This is a genomic window from Aquitalea denitrificans (genome assembly GCF_009856625.1).
In the GTDB taxonomy this organism is placed as follows: Bacteria; Pseudomonadota; Gammaproteobacteria; order Burkholderiales; family Chromobacteriaceae; genus Aquitalea; species Aquitalea denitrificans.
Genome location: NZ_CP047241.1, coordinates 2,257,578 through 2,278,586 on the forward strand (window position 1 = coordinate 2,257,578; position 21,009 = coordinate 2,278,586).

At 56.1% G+C, this 21,009-nt stretch carries 20 protein-coding genes; 17 read left to right on the forward strand and 3 right to left on the reverse strand.

What is annotated here, in order from left to right; translation table 11 throughout:
• The 17 genes from tssE to tssA all read left to right on the forward strand — a co-directional run bounded on the left by tssE (nucleotide 1) and on the right by tssA (nucleotide 19,156).
• Entirely contained in the window at nucleotides 1–480 is a 480-nt protein-coding gene (gene tssE / locus GSR16_RS10210) for a type VI secretion system baseplate subunit TssE (RefSeq protein ID WP_159877043.1), read from the forward strand.
• Nucleotides 481–538: 58 nt separating this feature from the next.
• Nucleotides 539–3,202 carry a type VI secretion system Vgr family protein gene (locus tag GSR16_RS10215; protein WP_159877045.1) on the forward strand — a complete coding sequence of 888 codons (2,664 nt, stop codon included), beginning with the start codon at nucleotides 539–541 and terminating at the stop codon, nucleotides 3,200–3,202.
• The gene (locus tag GSR16_RS10220; RefSeq protein WP_159877047.1) at nucleotides 3,199–3,987 is read left to right on the forward strand and encodes a toxin Tle1 chaperone Tla1; all 789 of its coding nucleotides are present in this window, start codon (nucleotides 3,199–3,201) and stop codon (nucleotides 3,985–3,987) included. Before GSR16_RS10215 ends, GSR16_RS10220 begins: the two co-directional genes overlap by 4 nt.
• Before the next feature lie 48 nt (nucleotides 3,988–4,035).
• On the forward strand, nucleotides 4,036–5,406 hold the full coding sequence (locus GSR16_RS10225; RefSeq protein WP_159877049.1) for a hypothetical protein: 1,371 nt from the start codon (nucleotides 4,036–4,038) through the stop codon (nucleotides 5,404–5,406).
• A gap of 248 nt (nucleotides 5,407–5,654) precedes the next feature.
• Entirely contained in the window at nucleotides 5,655–6,203 is a 549-nt protein-coding gene (locus GSR16_RS10230) for a DUF3304 domain-containing protein (RefSeq protein WP_159877051.1), read from the forward strand.
• A 251-nt stretch (nucleotides 6,204–6,454) separates the two neighbouring features.
• Nucleotides 6,455–7,006, forward strand: coding sequence for a DUF3304 domain-containing protein (locus tag GSR16_RS10235; RefSeq protein ID WP_159877053.1), 552 nt, complete (start codon nucleotides 6,455–6,457; stop codon nucleotides 7,004–7,006).
• Entirely contained in the window at nucleotides 6,997–7,128 is a 132-nt protein-coding gene (locus GSR16_RS21330) for a hypothetical protein (protein ID WP_276608550.1), read from the forward strand. Before GSR16_RS10235 ends, GSR16_RS21330 begins: the two co-directional genes overlap by 10 nt.
• A 129-nt stretch (nucleotides 7,129–7,257) precedes the next feature.
• Entirely contained in the window at nucleotides 7,258–7,809 is a 552-nt protein-coding gene (locus GSR16_RS10240; RefSeq protein WP_159877055.1) for a DUF3304 domain-containing protein, read from the forward strand.
• Nucleotides 7,800–7,940, forward strand: a complete 141-nt coding sequence (locus GSR16_RS10245) for a hypothetical protein (protein WP_159877057.1) — start codon at nucleotides 7,800–7,802, stop codon at nucleotides 7,938–7,940. Before GSR16_RS10240 ends, GSR16_RS10245 begins: the two co-directional genes overlap by 10 nt.
• Before the next feature lie 121 nt (nucleotides 7,941–8,061).
• Nucleotides 8,062–8,613 (forward strand): DUF3304 domain-containing protein, encoded by a 552-nt coding sequence (locus GSR16_RS10250; protein ID WP_159877059.1) that lies wholly within the window; start codon nucleotides 8,062–8,064, stop codon nucleotides 8,611–8,613.
• Nucleotides 8,604–10,730, forward strand: a complete 2,127-nt coding sequence (locus GSR16_RS10255) for a T6SS phospholipase effector Tle1-like catalytic domain-containing protein (RefSeq protein WP_159877061.1) — start codon at nucleotides 8,604–8,606, stop codon at nucleotides 10,728–10,730. Before GSR16_RS10250 ends, GSR16_RS10255 begins: the two co-directional genes overlap by 10 nt.
• Before the next feature lie 72 nt (nucleotides 10,731–10,802).
• Nucleotides 10,803–12,662, forward strand: a complete 1,860-nt coding sequence (tssF, locus tag GSR16_RS10260) for a type VI secretion system baseplate subunit TssF (protein WP_159877063.1) — start codon at nucleotides 10,803–10,805, stop codon at nucleotides 12,660–12,662.
• A complete protein-coding gene (gene tssG / locus GSR16_RS10265; RefSeq protein ID WP_159877065.1) occupies nucleotides 12,626–13,657 on the forward strand; it encodes a type VI secretion system baseplate subunit TssG in 1,032 nt (343 codons plus the stop codon). Before tssF ends, tssG begins: the two co-directional genes overlap by 37 nt.
• Nucleotides 13,658–13,699: 42 nt before the next feature.
• Nucleotides 13,700–16,348, forward strand: a complete 2,649-nt coding sequence (tssH, locus tag GSR16_RS10270; RefSeq protein WP_159877067.1) for a type VI secretion system ATPase TssH — start codon at nucleotides 13,700–13,702, stop codon at nucleotides 16,346–16,348.
• Nucleotides 16,349–16,361: 13 nt separating this feature from the next.
• Nucleotides 16,362–17,804, forward strand: coding sequence for a hypothetical protein (locus GSR16_RS10275; protein ID WP_159877069.1), 1,443 nt, complete (start codon nucleotides 16,362–16,364; stop codon nucleotides 17,802–17,804).
• Complete coding sequence (locus tag GSR16_RS10280) at nucleotides 17,801–18,064, forward strand: PAAR domain-containing protein (protein ID WP_159877071.1); 264 nt, start codon at nucleotides 17,801–17,803, stop codon at nucleotides 18,062–18,064. The genes GSR16_RS10275 and GSR16_RS10280 overlap by 4 nt, the downstream gene beginning before the upstream one ends.
• Nucleotides 18,065–18,085: 21 nt before the next feature.
• Nucleotides 18,086–19,156: a type VI secretion system protein TssA gene (gene tssA / locus GSR16_RS10285; protein WP_159877073.1), complete on the forward strand. Its 1,071-nt coding sequence runs from the start codon at nucleotides 18,086–18,088 to the stop codon at nucleotides 19,154–19,156.
• A gap of 393 nt (nucleotides 19,157–19,549) precedes the next feature.
• On the opposite strand, the gene GSR16_RS10290 is transcribed toward tssA, so the two are convergent.
• The 3 genes from GSR16_RS10290 to GSR16_RS10300 all read right to left on the reverse strand — a co-directional run bounded on the left by GSR16_RS10290 (nucleotide 19,550) and on the right by GSR16_RS10300 (nucleotide 20,912).
• Nucleotides 19,550–20,071, reverse strand: a complete 522-nt coding sequence (locus GSR16_RS10290) for a hypothetical protein (RefSeq protein ID WP_159877075.1) — start codon at nucleotides 20,069–20,071, stop codon at nucleotides 19,550–19,552.
• A 69-nt stretch (nucleotides 20,072–20,140) separates the two neighbouring features.
• Complete coding sequence (locus GSR16_RS10295) at nucleotides 20,141–20,545, reverse strand: hypothetical protein (protein ID WP_159877077.1); 405 nt, start codon at nucleotides 20,543–20,545, stop codon at nucleotides 20,141–20,143.
• A gap of 112 nt (nucleotides 20,546–20,657) precedes the next feature.
• Complete coding sequence (locus GSR16_RS10300; protein ID WP_159877079.1) at nucleotides 20,658–20,912, reverse strand: hypothetical protein; 255 nt, start codon at nucleotides 20,910–20,912, stop codon at nucleotides 20,658–20,660.
• Nucleotides 20,913–21,009: the final 97 nt, after the last annotated feature.

Below are 21,009 nucleotides of genomic sequence, written 5' to 3' on the forward strand. Positions count from 1 at the left end.
ATGAGCACCTTCAGCCGACACACACTGCTGCAGCCATCGGTACTGGACCGCCTGCTGGACGATCATCCGGACAACAGTGGCCAGGACCATGCGCCGTTATACGAGTTGCCGCAGTTCAAGCAATCGCTGGCGCGCGATCTGGAAGCGCTGCTCAACACGCGGCTGATGCCGGCCGAAGTACGCGAAGACGACTACCCGCTGGCCCGCAGCAGCATGCTCAATTACGGCATTCCCGACCTCAGCGGCATCAGCCTGTTGAACCCTGACGACCGCGAGCTGCTGCGCGAGCAACTGCGTCGTGCCATCGAAACCCACGAGCCGCGACTATCGCGGGTACGGGTGAATCTGGATGCCCCGCGTGAAATGGAGCGCCATCTGCGTTTTCGCGTGGATGCGGTACTGCGCATTCACCCGCACCGCCCGCCGGTCACCTTCGATGCCACGCTGCAACTGTCATCCAATGTATACAAGGTGCAATAAGCCATGCAGCAGCCCTGCCCTGGCGCAAACCTTGCAATGAATAAGAGATAAAACCGGGATGGACCTTACCAGCCTTTTAAGCAGCTTCGCCGCCGCCTTCTCCCAGCACCAACGCCTGCTCACCCTGCAGCTGGATGGCGGACAGATCGCCGCCGAGCAGTTGCTGCCCCACACCCTGGACGGCAGCGAGGGCGTGTCAGAAGCCTATCGCTATCAGCTCAGCTGTTTATCGCCCGACGGCAATATCGAACTCAAGTCGCTGCTCGGCGTCGCCGCCCGCCTGGGGGTGCTGGATGCCGATGGCAGCCAGGTGGTGCGTTGTGGTGTGGTGTCGCGCGCCGAGCTGTTGGGGTCGGATGGCGGCTTTGCCAAGTATGGCCTCACCATTGAACCGCCGTTTGCCCTGCTGCGCCTGCGCCGCACTTCGCGGGTGTTTCAGGACTTGTCCGTCCCCGACATCGTCAAGCAGATTCTGGCCGAGCATCAGGCCAATAACCCGGTGTTCGCCCAGGTGCAGACGCTGGAGTTCCACACCGCCACGGCCAGCCCGCGCAGTTACTGTCTGCAGTATCGTGAGAGCGATTTCGACTTCATCGTGCGCCTGCTGCACGAAGAGGGGTATGCCTGGCGTTTCGAGCATGTCGATGGCGAGCATCCGCAGGTCAAGCTGGTGGTGTTTGACGATGCTTACAGCCTGCCGCCAGCGGCCAGCGAGCGGGTGCGTTTCCATCGCAGTGATGCGACAGAAGAGGAAGATGGCTTCACCGATTGGAGCGCCGCCCGTCAGGTGGTGTCCGGTGCGGTGGCGCTGGCCAGTTTCGATTACCAGCCGGTGGCTACCCAGCATACCGGCGACCAGACCCGCATCCAGCAAGGCCGCAGTGGTGATGCCTTGCAATCCACCTTGCAGGATTACGATCCGCAGTCGCTGTACTACGCCAGCGATGCCGAGCAGCTGAGCCAGTACGCCCAGTTGCGCCAGCAGGCGCACGATGTGCAGGCCAAGCAGTTTAGCGGCAGCGGTTCGGTACGCAGCCTGCAGGCCGGGCAGTGGTTCCGCCTGGACGAGCATCCGCTGCACGAGGGCGACAGCAGCGAGCAGCGTGAATTCGTGGTCACCGGGCAAACCTTCCGCGCCAACAACAATCTGCCGGGCGATCTGGCCAGCGGACTGCGCAGCCTGTTGGCCAGCGGGACCGACAGCACGTCAACTGACGGTCAGGACAGCAGCCCCTTCCAGACCACCATCACCGCCCAGCGCCGTGGCATTCCGCTCACCCCGGCTTACGCCAACAGCACCCAGGCCAAGCCCACCTCCAACGGTGTACAGACCGCTACCGTGGTGGGCCCGGAAGGCGAGGAAGTGCACACCGACGCACTGGGCCGCATCAAGGTGCAATTCCACTGGCAGCGGCCAGACGAACACCCCGGTATCGGTGCCAATCTGGATGACAAATCCTCCTGCTGGCTGCGCGTGGCCATGCCCAGCGCCGGGGCCGGCTGGGGCCACCAGTTCATCCCGCGCATCGGCCAGGAAGTGCTGGTCGACTTTATCGAAGGCGATATCGACCGCCCGGTCATCGTCGGCGTGCTGTACAACGGCAGCCACGCCACCCCGGCCTTTAGCGGTGCCGGTGCGCTGCCCGCCAACAAGACGCTGTCCGGTATCAAATCCAAGGAACACCAGGGCGGGCAGTACAACGAACTGCTGTTCGACGACACTCCCGGCGAAGTACGGGCCAAGCTCAGTAGTGAACCCGGCAAGACCCAGCTCAACCAGGGCTACCTCACCCACCCGCGCAGCAATGGCAAAGCCCAAGCACGCGGCGAAGGCTTCGAACTACGCACCGACCAGCACGGTGCCATCCGCGCCGCCCACGGCCTGCTGCTCAGCACCGAAGCGCAAAACGGCGCATCCGGCAAACAACTGGCACGCGAACACGCGCAAAGCCAGCTCGACGCCGCGCTCAGCCTCAGCCAAAGCCTGGGCGACACCGCCGCAGCACAACTGGCCGACAGCATGGAAACCGGGCCGGACGCCATCAACCCCGACAACGGCAAAGACGGCAACAAGGATAGCGGCCACCTGCAACACCACGCCGCCGCGCTCAAAGCCTGGGAAGCCGGCAGCAATACCGACAAGGAAGGCAAAACCGCCAGCAGCGGCAACAGCAGCCAGGCTGGCCAACAGCCGCTGCTCATCCTGTCCGCCCCGGCCGGCATCGCCAGCCTCACCGAACAAAGCCAGACCCTCAGCGCCGGCACCAACCTCAACCTCATCGCCCAGCGCGACGCCAACCACACCACCGGCCGCCGCTGGCTGCACAACGTCGGCCAGCACATCAGCCTGTTTGTCGCCGGGGTGAAAGACCAGATCGCGCTGAAGCTGATTGCGGCGAAGGGCAAGGTGCAGCTACAGGCGCAGAGCGATGCGATGGAACTGACGGCGGATAAGGATGTGACCATCACCTCCTGCAAAGAAAGGATTGTGGTCAACGCCAAGCAGGAAATCCTGCTGACCAGTGGCGGTGCTTATATCCGGTTAAAAGGCGGCAATATCGAAATCCACTGCCCGGGCACGGTAAGTGTGAAGGGGGCCAACCATGCGCTGAGCGGGCCAGACCAGATGAATCCACCACTGCCAAGCTTCCCTAATACCGTATGCAAACCCTGTATGGCCAAAGCATTCAATCAGGCCAATCCACTGGTGGCCGCCAAATGAGTCATCGCATCCTGTTAAACCAAGCCACGCCACAAGCCTGGCTCACGCTGCTACAGAACCATGCAGCCGCATTGGCACTGGAATGGCTGGACCTGATTGTGGATCAGGCGGAATTGAGTCCTGCATGGCAGAGCCGGATTAGCACACTCAACAAGCCGGTAGCACTGCTACAGGACACCCCGCATGAAGAAGCGGCAGAAGCCGGCCCGGTACTGGTACGCGTTCCGCTCCATGTTGCCGACCCGCAACTGCTGAAATTACTGCAGCGATGGCACGGTCAGCCCAGGGTAATGGCCCTGCTAAGCAGCTGGGACTTTGCCGACCTGGTCAATAACTGCCGTCTGTGCCTGCAGGCATCCTGGGAACGGGGATTGAAAAAAGGCGTATTGCGCTATCACGACCCCCGGCTGTTTGCCGCTGTGGTGGATACGCTGGATGACGACAATCGCAGCCTGCTATTACGCCCTGCCCGTGAATGGCACTGGCTGGACCGTGATGGCAACGCCCGCATGCAGGACACCGGAAAATGGCAAAGTCCGCCGCCCGCCATCTGGCTGGACGAAACCCTGCCATTACAAGACAGCCAGGTGGATGCCCTGGCCAATTGGCATGTTGCCGAGCAATGGCGGCAAAACCACCTGCTCAGTCCGGAGGAATTCCAACTGCAGTCCGAAGAAGAGCTGATGACGCAGCTGGCACACGCGCACCAGGCTGCGGACAAAGCAAAATTGTGGTCGGAAGATGCACGAATGCCATTCATTGAGCAATTTTTGCGTATTAACTAAGCATATTTAAGATGTTGTAACGACACCCTTACCGAAGACAAATCAAAAATGAAAATCAAACTGAAAAGCACCACTGCACTTCTTAGCTGGGCATTCTTGATTAGCAACATATCAACAGCACCAATAGCATTGGCTGGCAATAATACTTCCCCACTAGCCGGCAGTTATGTAATGACAGACGAAAACTGGCTACCATCCCATCTAAAACTAGAAAAGTCAGGAAAGTTTCACTGGAATTTATATTACAACGGGCACTATAACGTTAGCGGCACCTGGAATATAAAAGATGAAAAAATAAACCTAATAGCCAACAAAGAAAAAGGCCACCCGAAGTACCAGCCATACATATCAGATCAAATAAGATTCCGCCACCCCAACGACGTGATCGGCACCTACATCATTGGCACCGAAATACAAGGCATAACTGGAGATGCCGCAATTTTTGAAGATGAAAAAGGCCAAATAATAAATGGTGAAACAGATCAGAGAAATAGAGGTTTGCTAACAGCAAAAAAACCTCCTTCCTGGGGGCCATGGAAAAGAGTCGCCCTAAAGCGTATTGACGGTGAAGACAAATGGAACTGGTTTTCCGTCACAGATGCTGCACAGGAGAGCGGCATCATGCCTATGATGCTAAAAAATTCCAACAAAATTGCTCCGGCATTCAATAACATCTTACTTTCCTTAAATAATGGGGAAAACGATGAATTGATACTTTCCATGCCAAAGCCGGAAATAAAAGAAAACCCTTTCGCAAAAAGTATTCAAAGCTTATCTTATCGAAAACAGGAAAAGCCAATCAAAGAAAAATTTATAATCGGAAAATACACATCATCCAGTACAAAATCTGAATTATGGTTAGAAAAAAATCACAGAGCAGCATGGTACTCGCAATTTGACTATCTGGAAGGAAAATGGCATATCGAAAATGGACTAGTTAAGTTCACAACCGAACTGCCTAAAACTCAGCCGACCTACCGCTTAATGACTAATGATGAAGAAAAAATCATTAAGCCTGCCACCAATGAGGAGCTGATTATTGTCGTTGGCGTGCCAAAAGCTGGAGGTGCCAATGATATCGAAGTGCAATTCCAATCAAATGGAAAAATATTGGGTCATGCAGTCAGCAACAGTAGCGGCGATGCCATTTTGCAGTGGAGCGGATCGGCTTCTGACTGGACAAAGGTCGGCTTACGAAGAAACGGCAGCCATGATTCTTGGTCCTGGTTTGACATTCCACCAGAGCGACGCAGCAAGCGCATTGTCGGTGTAGCCATCAATGATCTTGGATTGACTAAACCCTTTGTATCTGAGTTATGGATAGGTCAATCTCAAGATGGTGGGCTTATTTTACTAGACCCACTCATGAAGTCGGCTCTGCGCTACACGAAGAAAACAGAAAATAGTAATGCGCCTTAAAATAAATCCAAGTTAGCTGACACAGTCAATGCAACGAATGATGGCAAGTGCTTTTAATTGACCAGGCATAACACAGCCATATCGAGGGCACTTGCCATACAAAAAAATGGATAAACAGAAAAACCATGAAGGCGCTAATAGGTATCGAAAAATAGCACAAAATTATCAGAAAATAGCTATCTGCCTATTCGACGACGCAAACCAGGATATGGAATTGCTATGCGAAGCAACGCGCTTAGCAACAGAAAATGTTAAGAAATAAATTATTGGCCATCATCAGCACCCTTGCCCTGCTTAGCGGCTGCCAAAGTATGGCCGACGAAGCCACCATTGGTATTGCTGGCAGAGTAGTGAGTGCAGACAGCAGCGTCCAAATACTTAATGCAAGCCTGAATGGCAGCGGTGTCAGCGGATCTGGTGGTGATGAATGCTGCATGAGCATCCCGGCCAAATGGAAGCCGGGCATGACCGCAACGCTTAGCTGGACCAAGGACCCCAGTCCGGGAGTCAATCCTGATGGAAAAAGACGACCAGCTCTGCCGAATGGAATAACAACCCCGGAATGGAAAAGGTGGATGAATTCTCATGAAGCCAATTATAAAAAAATGGAAAAGATCATCCCCTTACCAAAGTATGGTGAGACGTGTGGAGTAACATTTGTATTTTTACCATGTGACGATGCTCGGGTAATTCTAGATTGTGATGAAAGATACAAATTATTCAGAACATTGCCTGGCGGAAAGGACCGCTATCCTGAATTGATTCGTCGTATGGGAGGACGTGCGATATGCCAGTAAGTCTTGCACCCTCACTATCCGGAATCCGGCTTCTTTCCAACCCGAATTGCGGACATCTTGCGACAATGCTGCGAACAGCAAAAGGATATTGCCGAAAGCTGCAAGAATGAGTGAGTTGTTAAATAGTCCGCCCTTTAACTGTAACCAATAGCATGATGACTCGACGATGCAGTAAATAAAATAACCAGCAAAATATTGGCAAGCACTACTTAAAATGACCATGCAAAACAATTCAACCAAGCAACAACACAATGTCAAGAAATAAACTACTGGCCATCATCATCAGCACTCTTGCCCTGCTTAGCGGCTGCCAAAGCATGGCCGACGAAGCCACTATTGGCGTTCCTGGCAGGGTAGTCAATACAGACCGTAGTATCATTATTCTTAATGCAAGCCTGAATGGCAGCGGTGTGAGTGGAACAGGTGGTCAAGAGTGCTGCATGAGCATTCCGGCCAAATGGAAGCCGGGCATGACAGCAACGCTTAGCTGGACCAAGGACCCCAGTCCTGACATTAACCCTGATGGCAAAAGTGCCCCGGTAATAAAGAATGGTATAAGCACCCCAGAATGGAAAGCCTGGATGGCAAACCACAGGAAGAATTATAGAACTATAGAAAAAACCATCCCCCTACCTAAATATGGAGAAACATGTGGGGTAACTTTTATTTTTCTTCCGTGTGATGGCATCAGAATTGTTATAGATTGTGACGAAAAATACAGTCTCTTCAAGGATCTTCCTGGTGGAAAGGAATTTTATCCTGAACTAGCCCGTCGTGCGGGGGGAGCAAAAACATGCCGGTAAGTCTTGCACCACACTACCCTGAGGCTGGTTACTTTCCAACCAACATAGCCCATATATTGCAACAACGCCGCGAACAGCAAAAAGATATTGCTGAAAGCTGCATGGATGAATGGGTCATTTGATAGCCCACCCTTTAACAGTAGCCAACAGCATGACGATTCGACGATGCAGCAAATAAAATAACCAGCAAAAATATTGGCAAGCACTACTTAAAATGACCATGCAAAACAATTCAACCAAGCAACAGCACAATGTCAAGAAATAAATTATTGGCCATCATCATCAGCACCCTTGCCCTGCTTAGCGGCTGCCAAAGCATGGCCGACGAAGCCAGCATTGGCATTCCAGGCAGAGTAGTTAACACCGACAGTAATATCATAATACTTCGTGCAAGCTTGAATGGTAGCGGTGTGAGCGGGTCTGGTGGTGATGAATGCTGCATGAGCATTCCAGCCAAATGGAAACCGGGCATGACCGCAACGCTTAGCTGGACCAAGGACCCCAGTCCTGACATTAATCCTGATGGAAAAAGTGCCCCGGTAATAAAGAATGGTATAAGCACTCCAGAATGGGATTCATGGATGACAAACCACAGGAAAAATTACAGAACTATAGAAAAAACTATACCACTCCCTAAATATGGAGAGACGTGTGGAGTGACATTTGTATTTTTACCGTGTGACGATGCGCGGGTAATTCTAGATTGTGATGAAAGATACAAATTATTTAGTACGTTACCAGGTGGAAAGGCCCGCTATCCTGAATTGATTCGTCGCATGGGAGGACGCTCGGTATGTCAGTAAGTCTTGCACCTCACTATCCGGAATCCGGCTTTTTTCCGAGCAGAATTGCGGACATCTTGCAGCAACGCCGCGAACAGCAAAAAGATATTGCCGAAAGCTGCATGAAGGAACGTACCATTAAATATGGCTGATTCTTAAAGGCAGCAAACAACATGATGATTCGACGATGCAGTAAACAAAATAACCAGCAAAAATATTGGCAAGTACTACTTAAAATGACCATGCAAAACAATTCAATCAAGGAACAACACAATGTCAAGAAATAAATTACTGGCCATTATCATCAGCACCCTTGCGCTGCTTAGCGGCTGTCAAAGCATGGCCGACGAAGCCACCATTGGCATTCCAGGCAGGGTAGTTAACACCGACAGTAATATCATAATACTTCGTGCAAGCCTGAATGGTAGCGGAGTGAGTGGGGCTGGTGGTGATGAATGCTGCATGAGCATTCCAGCCAAATGGAAACCGGGCATGACGGCAACGCTTAGCTGGACCAAAGACCCCAGTCCGGGAATCAATCCAGATGGCACAAGACGACCAGCCCTGCCGAATGGAATAACTACTCCAGAATGGAAAAAATGGATGAATATTCATGAAGCAAATTATAAAAAAATGGAAAAGATCATCCCCTTACCTAAATATGGTGAGACGTGCGGTGTTACATTTATATTTTTGCCATGCGACGATGCGCGTGTGGTGATTGATTGCGAAGAAGAACACCGGTTGTTTTCAAAGCTACCTGGCGGTAAAAATTTTGATTCAGAACTAATCCGCCGCCTTGGAGGGAAAAAGACATGCCGGTAAGCCTTGCCCCACACTATCCTGAGTCTGGTTACTTTCCAACCAAAATAGCCCATATCTTGCAACAGCGCCGCGAACAGCAAAAGGATATTGCCGAAAGCTGCATGGATGAACGGGCGGCCGGCAAGCCAGCCCCCTGCGATATCGTGCTCAATATCAGTCTGTTCTTTGATGGCACCAATAATCACGGTGATTCGGATGACGCAGCAAACCCCGTGTGCAGCAGTAATGTACGCCGCCTTTACCAGGCAACTATCAGTGCCAAGAAGGCGCAAGCAAGCGGTTACTATGCACACTATATTCAAGGCGTAGGTACGGAATTTAAAAAAATTGGAGAAGATGGCCCTTCATCTAGTGGACTTAGCTTTGCCAGCGGTGGTGAGCGCAGAATTTTATGGGGGCTAACGCGGATTATTGACTCACTCCAACTGAGCTTAGAAATTGGAACGCTTGTTGACAGCCAAGCCATGAAAATAATCCAGCAAATGGAATTTACCTACAAGGAGGGTAATCATGGCGTGATGGTAAAAACCGGCACCAGCAAGGAAGATCGCCGCGCAGCGATGAAGGCTGGCATGAGCGATGTTCTGGCCAAACTGGATAGCAAGCCGACCATTCTGAAAATCAAGCTGTACATTTATGGCTTTTCCCGTGGCGCTGCCGAGGCCCGTGCTTTTTTGTGGCGTCTGGATGAGCAGATGCAAGACAGCGCCTTCTTTGGCATCCCACTGACAGTGGAGTTTCTCGGTGTGCTGGATACGGTGGCCTCGGTTGGCCTGACCGAGCTGGCCCCCGGTGCGCAAGGCCATATGGATTGGGCCGACGGCACCATGCAGCTGCCGCAGCGCGAGTGGCTCAAGCGCTGTGCGCACCTGGTGAGCGCACACGAACAGCGCCTGTGTTTTCCACTGGACTCGGTGGCCACCACCACCCAGGGTGCCTACCCTTCCTGCGTGGTAGGCGAATGGGTTTATCCGGGTATGCACAGTGATGTAGGCGGTGGCTACCCGCCAAACGATCAGGGCAAGGCACGCGACGGACAGGAAATGTTGCTGTCGCAGATTCCGCTGAACCATCTGTATCGCCTGGCTTTTGATGCTGGGGCACCTTTGAAAATTGATGCTGACCGTTGCCAGCAGGGTAACGTAAGTGAGAAGTCCAAAATCAAGATGCTTCAGGCGAAAGAAGCGTGGCGATTTTTTGACGACGCAACAACAAAACTCTTTGCAGTTGATCCCAAACTCATCCAGCGCTTCAACGCATGGCGGCATGCGTCAAGATCAGGCGGCTCCCTAATTGACCTGATCAAGAACCAGACTGCGCAAATCAATGCCTGGCGTATCGAGCGCTATGCAGGCGGCTTGCATGGCAGTGGCGGGCAAAGCCAGGAAACTACCGACTCCTACCAATATGCGGCGACAGAACGCGAAACGCCGGACTGGGCAATCAAGCAAGAGAAGGACGCCTGGGAAACCCAAAGTAAAAAGGGCAAAGCCAGTGCCGCCAAGATGAAATGGCCGGAGCACCGCGTTACCAATATCAGTGGCCGCGGTAGCCATTACGAGCCCGTGCCGGAGGACAGCATGTCGGCCAATGACAAGGCTTATGTAGGCCGGGACTATCAACCCAATTTATCCAAGGGCTATGAGCCTACCCTGGACGGAACCCAGCTGCGTATGGGTGCCAAAGACTTCCGCGATGACTATCTGGGCATTATCAGCGTAGACCCGAATCCGCTAGGTTGGCTGGCATCCTTGTTTACTGCCATCTCCCGCCCCTTCAGTGCCGACTGTACCGGCACCGAGCGTGAAATGCTGATCAAACACAGCGAGGCCAAATACCAGAAGCTGATTCAAAACGCGGATCTCATGCTGCTATACGACGAACATGTCCACGACTCCCGCGCCTGGTTCATGCAATCCACACTGGGCAAGCTAGAACCCCATGGCTCTTATTGGCGCTATCGCACCATCTTTTTCACGGATGACGACAACAACAAGAAACTCATCTGCAAGGCCCCGGATAGCGAGAAAGATGATGATGATTCCGCTGCCACAGCCGAGCAGCCAGACCAAGGCACAGCAACGCCAAGCAAGGACTTACCCGCTACGGCCTTTTGACATGCCTGCCACCTTGGCGATGGGCAACGATGCATGGGTGTGATTACCCGCCCCTTTATGATGTGAGTTTGAATGCTTGAATCCCTCCTCCCCTATTACGAGCGCGAGCTTGGCCATTTACGGGAATTGTCCGGCGAGTTTGCCCGCCGCTACCCGAAGATAGCCGGCCGGCTGCAGATGGAAGGCGACCAGTGCGCCGATCCGCATACCGAGCGGCTGATCGAGTCGTTTGCGCTGCTGGCGGCGCGCATCCACAAAAAGCTGGATGACGATTATCCGGAAGTGGCGGAAAGCTTTCTGAATGTGCTGTATCCGCACTATCTGCAGCCCATTCCCGCTGCCACCATCGTGCAGCTGGAGTGTGACCCGGCACGACCGGAGATTGCCCGCCGCTACCGGGTGGAGCGTGGCCAGATGGTGCAGGCTCCGGCCATCAACGGTGTGGTGTGCAAGTTCCGCAGCGCTTATCCGGTGGATTTGTACCCGCTGTCGCTCAGCGAGGCGCGGCTGGAGCTGACCAGCGGTTCGGCCTATTTGCGCCAGCTGGCACCAGACGCAGCAGCGGTGCTGACGCTGGAGTTGCAAACCCACGGCGGTTTGCCGGTGAATGCCATTGGGCTGGAGTCGCTACGCTTTTTCCTGGATGGCGAACCGGCACAGATGCACCTGTTATATGAGCTGCTGCTGGCCAATGTGCGGCGGGTACAGGTGGGCGATGGCAGTGAAGACCCGGCCCGTACCCGGCAGTTGCCAGCGTCTTGCATCACCCCGGTGGGCTTTGGCCGTGACGAAGGCATGCTGGAGTATGACGAACGCTCCTTTGTCGGCTACCGGCTGTTGACCGAGTACTTCTGTTATCCGGACAAATTCCTGTTTGTTGACTTTGGTCAGCTGGACAAGGCCGTGGTGCGGCTGGATGGCGAGCGGCTGGTACTGCGGGTGATGCTGGACAAGTTTGCCGACAGCGAGCGCTATAACCGTCTGCTCACGCAGTTGGGCGTGCAGCATCTGAAGCTGGGCTGCACGCCGGTGGTAAACCTGTTCCGCCATGCGGCAGAACCCGTTCGCGTTACCCATCAGAAAGCGTCCTATGCGGTGACACCGGATGGTCGCAAGCCGCATGCCTTTGAAGTGGTGCAGGTGCGACGCGTGCAAAGAGTGGAAAAATCGACCGAAGGCGAGCGCAGCGAGGAAGTACCGCCCTTCTACGCTATCCGCCATGCGGTGCAAGACAAGGCACCACGCTTTTACTGGCATGCCAGCCGCCAGGATTCGCCGCATCAGGGCGACAAGGGCAGCGACCTGGAAATCCACCTGGTAGATCTGGCCTTCCAGCCGGTACGCCCGGCTACCGAAGTGCTGAGCCTGGAGCTGCTGTGCAGCAACCGCGACCTGCCCGAACAGATTCCCTTTGGCGGCAGCCAGGCCACGGCACGCTCGGACTTCACCATTCCCGGCCACGCGGTAGTGAAGCGGGTGCGACTGTTGCGCAAGCCGGGTGCCACCCAGCGCAGCCCGCTGGGCCGCGCCGTGCAGTGGCGGCTGATTTCGCATCTGTCGCTCAACTATCTGTCCATCGTCGATTCCGGCGTGGAAGCGCTGCAGGAAATGCTGACGCTGTACAACCTGACCGATTCCGCCGCCAATACCCGGCAGATTCAGGGCATTGCCGCAGTCAGCAGCGGACCGGCCGTCACCCGTGTGGCCGGGCGGGACTTCACCGGTTTTGTCCGTGGCAGCGATATCCGGCTGACACTGGATGCCGATTACTACGTGGGGGGCAGTGTGTATCTGTTTGCCTCGGTACTGGAGCGTTTTTTTGCCCTGTACTGCGCCCCCAATAGTTTCACCCGCCTGCATGTGGAAAACGTGCAGGACAAGGAGGAGGTGCTGACATGGCCAGCCCGAGCCGGCGAAGCCCTCGTGATTTGAGGCAGGAACTGGCGGCCGATGCCAGCCAGTTCGGTTTCTTCCAGGCGGTGCGCCTGTTGGCCCTGTCGGGCCGCAAGCGTGCGGGCGACAAGCGACGCTTGCCTGCCGAGCTGCGATTTCGCACCCTGGCCACCCTGTCGTTTCCGCCCAGTGAACTGGCGGGCTACCAACCGGCACCGGAGCAGGCACCAGACGACGCCCCCGCCACCGCGGAAATGGTGGTCAGTTTCATGGGACTTACCGGCCCGTCCGGCGCACTGCCCACCGCGTATACCGAGTTGCTGCTGGAGCGCAAGCTGCGCCATCGCGACCACGCCATGCATGCGTTTTTCGACATTTTCAGCCACCGGGCAACGGCGCTGTTTTACCAAGCCTGGCACAAGTACCGCTTCTGGCTGGACATGGAGGCTGGCGAGCGTGATGGCTTCACCCGCCACCTGCTGGACCTGGGCGGCACCGGCCTCTCCAGCTTGCGCCAGCAAATCGGCACCAGCATGGAGCTGGACGAAAACCTGTTTGTCTACTTTGCCGGTTTGCTCAGCCAGAAACCGATGTCGGCCCAGTCGCTGGCCACGCTGATTGAAAGCTTCTTCGGGGTAAGCGCCCAGGTAGAGCAATTTGTCGGGCAATGGATGGTTCTGCCGGAATCCGAGCAAAGCCGGTTGGGCGACCAGGCTTGCGAGCTGGGTGTATCCATGCTGGCAGGCAACCGGGTATGGGACCGCCAGACCAAGCTGCGGCTACGCCTGGGCAGCATGAATGCCGAGCGTTACGCCGTGCTGCAGCCGGGTACGGATGCCGCCGCCGCCCTGCGCGCCGTGTTGCAGTTTGCCCTGGGCCACAGCCTGGCAGTGGAGGTATGCCTGGTACTGGAGAAAGAGGCCGTGCCGCCTGCCTGCATGTCTGCCGCCTCCCCCTTGCTGCTGGGGGGCAACTGCTGGCTGGGGCCGCAGCCGCAGGACCCCGACGATATGCGCTATGTCTTGCTGCACTGAATTACCCGACCCGAATCTTGATTCAAATTACTGGAAAACCACATGTCGGTATCACTCAAATCGCTGATCGAACGTCTTACCCCCGCCGCACGCCAGGCCCTGGAACAAGCAGCCAGCCGCGCACTGGGGCGCACCCACTTCGAAGTGGAAATCGAGCATGTACTGCTGGCCCTGCTAGACCAGCAAGACAACGCCGCCTTGGCCGCGCTGCTGGCGCTAGGCCTGCCCATCGACCAGCTGGGCCGCGAGCTGGATGCCGCCCAGGACAGCTTCCGCAGCGGCAATACCCGCAACCCGGTGCTATCGGCCTGGCTGCCGCGCTGGCTGGAAAAAGCCTGGCTGCTGGCCAGCATGGAGCATGGCGAAAGCGATATCTCCACACTGGACATGCTGCTGACGCTGTGGCGTGACGATACGCTGCGCAATGCAGTACAAGACAGCTCGCGCACCCTGGCCGTACAGGACAGCAGCCTGCTTAACGGTGCCTATCGCGAATTGCGTCGCCATGGCGGCGAAGGCAGCGCCACCCCGGCCAGCCAACAAGCAGAAGCCGCCGAACAGGCCGACGACACCAGCGCCAGCCAGGAAAAACCGCAACGGACACGCGGCAATCCGGCACTGGACAAATACACGGTGGACCTCACCGCCCAAGCCCGCGCCGGCAAGATCGACCCTATCCTTGGCCGTGACAGTGAAATCCGCCAGATGATCGACATCCTGATGCGCCGCCGCCAGAACAATCCCATTCTCACCGGCGAGCCCGGTGTAGGCAAAACAGCGGTGGTGGAAGGACTGGCCCGGCAGATTGTGCTGGGCGAAGTACCAGACACCCTGCTGGGCGTTACCCTGCGCACCCTGGATCTGGGCCTGTTGCAGGCCGGTGCCAGCGTCAAGGGCGAGTTTGAAAACCGCTTGCGCCAGGTGATCGACGAGGTCAAGGCCAGCCCGGTGCCCATCATCCTGTTTATCGACGAGGCACACACCCTGATCGGCGCGGGCGGTGCCGCCGGTCAGAACGATGCCGCCAATTTGCTGAAACCGGCATTGGCACGCGGCGAGCTGCGCACCATTGCCGCCACCACCTGGGCCGAATACAAGAAATACTTCGAAAAAGATGCCGCGCTGGCCCGCCGCTTCCAGGTAGTCAAAGTGGAAGAACCGGCACCGGACATGGCGGTACAGATGGTGCGCGGCCTCACCGCCGCCATGCGCCAGCACCATCAGGTGGAGATTCTGGACGAAGCCATCCGCGCTGCCGTGCATCTATCCAGCCGCTACATCACTGGCCGCCAGTTGCCGGACAAGGCCATCAGCGTGCTGGACACTGCCTGCGCCAGAGTGGCGCTGTCGCGTGCCGGCAAACCGGCCCCGCTGCAGGACATCCAGGTGCTGATCGACAACGCCGAACGGGAAATCGAAGCGCTGTCACGCGAGGAAGGCCACGCCGAACGCATCGCTGAAATCGGCACCCGGCGTGACACCCTGCACGTCGATCTGGCAGCGCTGCACACCGCCTGGCAGCAACAGCAACAGCTGGTGGACGAAATCGAACAGCTCAAACAGCCAGCCGATACGCCACGCCCGACGGGCAAGAAACCCAGCCCGCTGCAACAAAAGCGCCTGGCGCTGCGCCAGTTGCAGAAAACCCAGCCACTAGCCTTTGAATGCGTGGACGAAAGCGTGATTGCCGATGTAATAGCGGGTTGGACCGGCATTCCGCTGGGCCGCATGGTCAGCAACGAGCTGGAACAAGTACAAAAGCTGGGCGCGCTGCTGGCCGAGCGGGTGATCGGCCAGGACCATGCACTGGCACAGATTGCCGAGCGGGTACAAATTGCCAAGGCCAATCTGGAAGACCCCGGCAAACCCAAGGGCGTGTTCCTGCTGGTAGGCCCGTCCGGCGTAGGCAAGACCGAAACCGCACTGGCGCTGGCCGAAGCCCTGTACGGCGGCGAGCGCAATCTGGTCACCATCAATATGTCGGAATACCAGGAAGCCCACAGCGTATCCGGCCTGAAGGGCTCGCCGCCCGGCTATGTCGGCTACGGCGAAGGCGGGGTACTGACTGAAGCGGTACGTCGGCGTCCCTACTCGGTGGTATTGCTGGACGAGGTGGAAAAAGCCCATCCGGATGTGATGGAGCTGTTCTTTCAGGTATTCGACAAGGGCGTGCTGGAAGACAGCGAAGGCCGCGAAGTGGACTTCAAGAACACCATCATCCTGCTTACTTCCAATGCCGGCACCGACCTGGTGATGCGCGCTTGCGAGCACGGCGTAACGGTAGAAGGCGAAACCCGCGCCCCCAGTGCCGCCGACTTGGTGGAAATCCTGCGCCCCACCCTGCAACAGGCCTTCAAGCCAGCGCTGCTGGGCCGGCTTGACATCGTGCCTTACTTCCCCATCAGCGACGAAGTGTTGCACGCCATCGTGGCACTCAAGCTGGACCGCATCCGCAACCGCATCGCCGACAACCACGGAGCCAAGGTGGAGTTTCCGGCCACGCTGGCCGCCACGCTGGCCGCCCGCTGCATGGATGTGGACAGTGGCGCGCGCAATGCCGATGCCATCCTCACCCGCACCCTGCTGGCACCAATCTCTTGCGACCTGCTCAGCCGCATGGCCAGCGGCAAGCCGGTGAAGAAGATTGCCGTCTCGCTCAAGGGTGAGGACATCAAGGTCAGGCTGAGCTAAGGGCAGATATCACATGTTGAGATTGCTTACCCTGTTTGGCGGCTTCACCATCGGCTGGTGGAGCCTGTTGTGGCTGGTGCTGCCGCTCAGCTGGCAGCGTATCAGCCCATCGGCCATGCTGTTGCTGCATATCGTGCCACCGGTTGCACTGACGCTGGGACTACGCTGGTGGACGGCCCGCAAGGAAAAGAAAGCCGAGGTCGAGCGCCAGCAGGCCGAGGCCGCCGGCGAAGCCGAACGCGTGGCAACACGCGAAGAAGCACGCCGCCGCCACAATGCTGCGTTGGCAGAGCGGCAGCAGACCATCGCCTGCCGCTGGTTGCGTTGCACCGCCTTGCCAGTGGGTGAAGAGCCCGCCTGGCTGGACGATGTCGATGACAACTGCCAGTGGCTGCCACTGGACCTGGAAGACCTGGAAGAAGGGGAAGACGACGACCAGCTTGCCGCGTTGACCACCCCGCAGCGCGAAGCGCTGGAGGCCTTGTATCTGGCCGCACCGGGCGCAGCCTGGCTACCGGTATACACCGAGGTGATACCCACACAGTCCGGCATCGAACAGCTGGCAATGCTGAAAACCGTGCAGCACGAAGCCGCCGCCCTGGCGCTGGACAGCACGCCTCCCGCCGTGGAGTGCCGCTTCCTGCCCGGTCATGGTGACGTGGCCGAGCGTGCCCGCCAACTGCTGCTGCAACACAGCGACTATCCAGGCCTGGTAATGCTGGCGGCTGATGCGCCAATACTGCCACTGCGGGAAGAAGATGAGCTTGACGCCAGCGCAGACCCCGAGCAGGCCTGGCGCGGCAAGCCCGGCCTGGCCCTGGCCTGCCTGTTATTTCTGCGCCATGGCCTGCCCTGCGCGGAAGACAGCAACACGGTACCGGTCAGCGACAACCAAGATCCATATCAACCCTACTGGGAAAAACCGCAGACCATACAGCACAGTACCGACTGGGGCATGGTGCCGCCCAGCCGTCAGCCTTCGCTGGCCGCCTTGCCGGTACTGGCCGAACTCACCCAACCCATCCAGGGTGCCGCCGCATCCAGCCGGGTCATGCAATTGAGCCGCCAGCTGCAACCCATGCTGGACAATGCCCTGGTCAATGCCGCCTTGCTGGACTATCCGTTCAGCGAGGAAGACGCCCAGCCCACAGCCAACCGTGCCGCCAGCCTTGGCTGGCTGGTGCATAACAGCGGCGAGGTGCAGGTGGGCGGGGCGCGCCTGTCCGCCCTGTCCGGCGCACTCAGCCGCCATCAGGTAGAACTCCACCCCATCGACCAGGCCAGCAACTCGGTACGGGAATGGGGGGATAACGGCGCAGCTACGGCAGCCTTGCTATGCGCCACCGCCATCACCCACTGCCATGTTCTGGCCGCACCGGTACTGTTGGCTCAATTTGGCCCGGACGAAGCTGCGCTCAGCGTAGCCAGGCCACCCCTGGAGGAAATGTCATCGTGAAGCGCGTCATTCGACTGGGCGACCCCACCGATCACGGCGGGAATGTCGTTAGCGCCGCCGCCAGCACCACGCTGTTCGGCAAACAGATTGCCTGCCTGGGCGACGCCGTCAGTTGCCCGCAACAGGGCCATAGCAACTGCACCATCGTCGAAGGTGATGGTAGTTGGCTGGTTGGTGGCAAGCCAGTGGCACTGGAAGGCCACAAGACCAGCTGCGGCGCAGCACTGATTTCTACCCTGCCAGAAGTCGGCAGGGGCTGATTACCCATTTTCGGAACCATCATGCAAGACATTATCGAAGCCCTGCTCAGCCCTGTTGCCGGAGAAAATCCGGCGGGCGAAGACCTGAGCTACTCTGCCCTGTTCGACCAGATTCGCGAAGCACGCCGCAGCGACGACCCCGCACTGTCCCAGGGCGATTGGGAACAAACCCTCAAGACCGCAGAATGGCCGCGGGTAATCCGCCAGTGCGAGGCCGCCTTTACCGAACAAAGCAAGGACCTGCAGCTGTTGGTATGGCTGGCCGAAGCCTGGGTGCGCCAGCATGGCATCAGCCGGCTGAGCGATGGACTGGCCCTGCTCAACGGCTGGACCGCCCGCTTCTGGCAGAACGGCCACCCGGAGCTGGACATGCAGGATCCGGACGAACGCGTCGGCAAGCTGGAATGGCTCAACCAGCAGCTATCCGCCGCCATCCGCAGCGCCCCGCTGCTCAAGCCGGAATTTGGCGGGTATAGCTGGCAGGCCTGGCAGGAATCCCGTGAGGTGGACAATCTGGGCCTGAAAAACCCCGAGGCACGCGACGCAGTGGTAGCCGAAGGCAAGCTGGCCGGTGAAACCTTCGAAAAAGCCGCCACCCAGTCCGGAGCCAACTGGTTCTCCGGCCTGCACGACCAACTGGTACAGGCACTGGCTGAATACGAAAAGCTGGAACAGCAAGTAGACGGCCTGCTCGGCCAGCACGCACCCAGCCTGGTGGAAATCCGCAACGCCATCTACGCCTGCCAGGATCTGGTGCTGCGCTATCGCAAACAGAATGGCGGCCCCGCCATCACCACCCCGGCCATCCTACCGGAAGGAACAAGTACCATGGCAGCGGCAACAAGCAGCACCATCCAGCAACAGCCATCCCCAGCCGCCACCTTCGATGGCCAGATCCGCAACCGAGAGCAGGCCGTGCAGATGCTGGGGGAAGTGGCACGCTACTTCCGTGCCCACGAGCCGCACAGCCCGGTCTCCCTGCTGGCCGAGCGCGCGGCACGCTGGGCCGAAATGAGCCTGGAAGAATGGCTGCAACATGTCATCAAGGACGACTCCACCCTGAGCCAGCTGCGCGAACTGCTGGATTGCTGATCAAGCCAACTGCAATGTCAGCAGTGCTGTGCTGCTACCGATTCCGAGCAGGTGCCTGATTTTCCTTCAGAAGCGCCGGAAGGTTTTGACCCAAGTATCGTCGGGATGGCTGGGTATCTGAACTCTCGGCTTCGTGGCTTTCGGCTTGCTTGGCCAGTTTTTGGACAATGGACAGGACCATTTGTAACTGGCCAAGTAGTTCCTTGCGCCGTGGCGGACATGAGCGCTGAGATAGCCTCTGCTCACCGTCCAGCTGCAGGGCAATGCCATGGGTAATATAAGTGGCTTAGCATGCCAAATTAAAATTACTGAAAATAGCATTTCGGCTTCCAACCCAAAGTGCCGGCTATCGATCACACATATAAAAAATCACTTATTAATTTCTTTTCACTCTCAACCAATAAAAAACATCAAATCAACGATAACAGCAAAAATAATAAATATTATATCATTAACTGTTGAATAACGAGCCTTCTGACGCTGGGCTTCATACTTTAAAACCGCACTATCATAAGACACCACAACAACACCATCCACCTCAATAAAAAACACCACCCTATCCTTGATGCCACTCATACCAACCCAGCCCAGTTTTATTCTGGAACCAACTTTATCGGCGAAATCCGCCCGCCCAGGCTCATCACAGCGCCCTTTGAAAAAACACAAACTACAACTCGAATAGCCAGCTCCGGCAGTGGGCGCACAATAATAAAAATGATTATCGCCCAGCAAAATTCCGGAATTTCCGTCAGTACGCTTTCCTAGCCTGTACTGAACTGTGCCCGTTGAGTATTTGATATCTGATTTATGTGGTGTATGATACCTGGAATACAAAACCCAATCATCCCAAGCATTACCGACTGCAAAAAAATTGACTCCCACCACAATAATCATCAACGCAAGTCTTGCAAACATTTATCTTCCTGACTGCCAAGTCAAATTGCCTTGCAGATTAACCATTATTCGACATGCATGGCATCCACTTCAAAAACAAGCACCAGCCAAACCACAGCCGGAGATAACCAGGCCAATTGGCGAGAAAATGGCAGCCAAAACAGCAACAATCTCCACCCAATCTTCACGGACGCGTCTCTCTTGTTTCCTGAGCAAGAATGCGCAAACAAATGCCAGCGAACTCGGGAGAAACAAGAAAACAGGAATTTCCATATTTTCCGCAATAATGATTAGTACCGATTTAGGTCTGACAGGTGGTGTTTTTGCCCAGAAAAATGCATAGGCAAGCATAAGACCAGCAGTCAACGCAATAGCCAGTGCAACATATTGCAGCACCTTATTTTCGAAGTGAACTTTCGCAAGCACAATGCTTTTTCTTACAAGAAATGCATAGCCAAAGGCTAGCAACGAAACAACAAAAATCTCTTTCACCATTTTTCATTACCAAAATAAAAATGCCCGCCATCAATCTCACAAAACCAAGTACCCAAAAAAAGCAACAATAAATAATATTTAGCACTCGGACCAGCTGGGCTGGCAGCTTCTTTTACTTACCCTTCAGCATCAAATAGCCAATACAAACCAAAAACACACCCAATAGCAAATAGATAATACCTGCCGCAAGCGCCCCTACTGCTGGGCTGAAAAACTGCGAAAGTAACAGCAAGAGGCCGCATATCACCTTGCAACTGCTTCCTTCTGCATGAATTGCACCACGAATCAAAGCATCACCGCCATCTACAATTCCGAACACACCAAAAATAAAAATACACCAAGCCAAGACAGTGCGTTCACGATACATACTTGACCTCGCTGCATTTAATGAACAAGCAATTACGATTAAGCTTGGCCGGTCGCGAGCGATACGCCTGGCCGATAGCAGCTACTTAAGTGCCTTA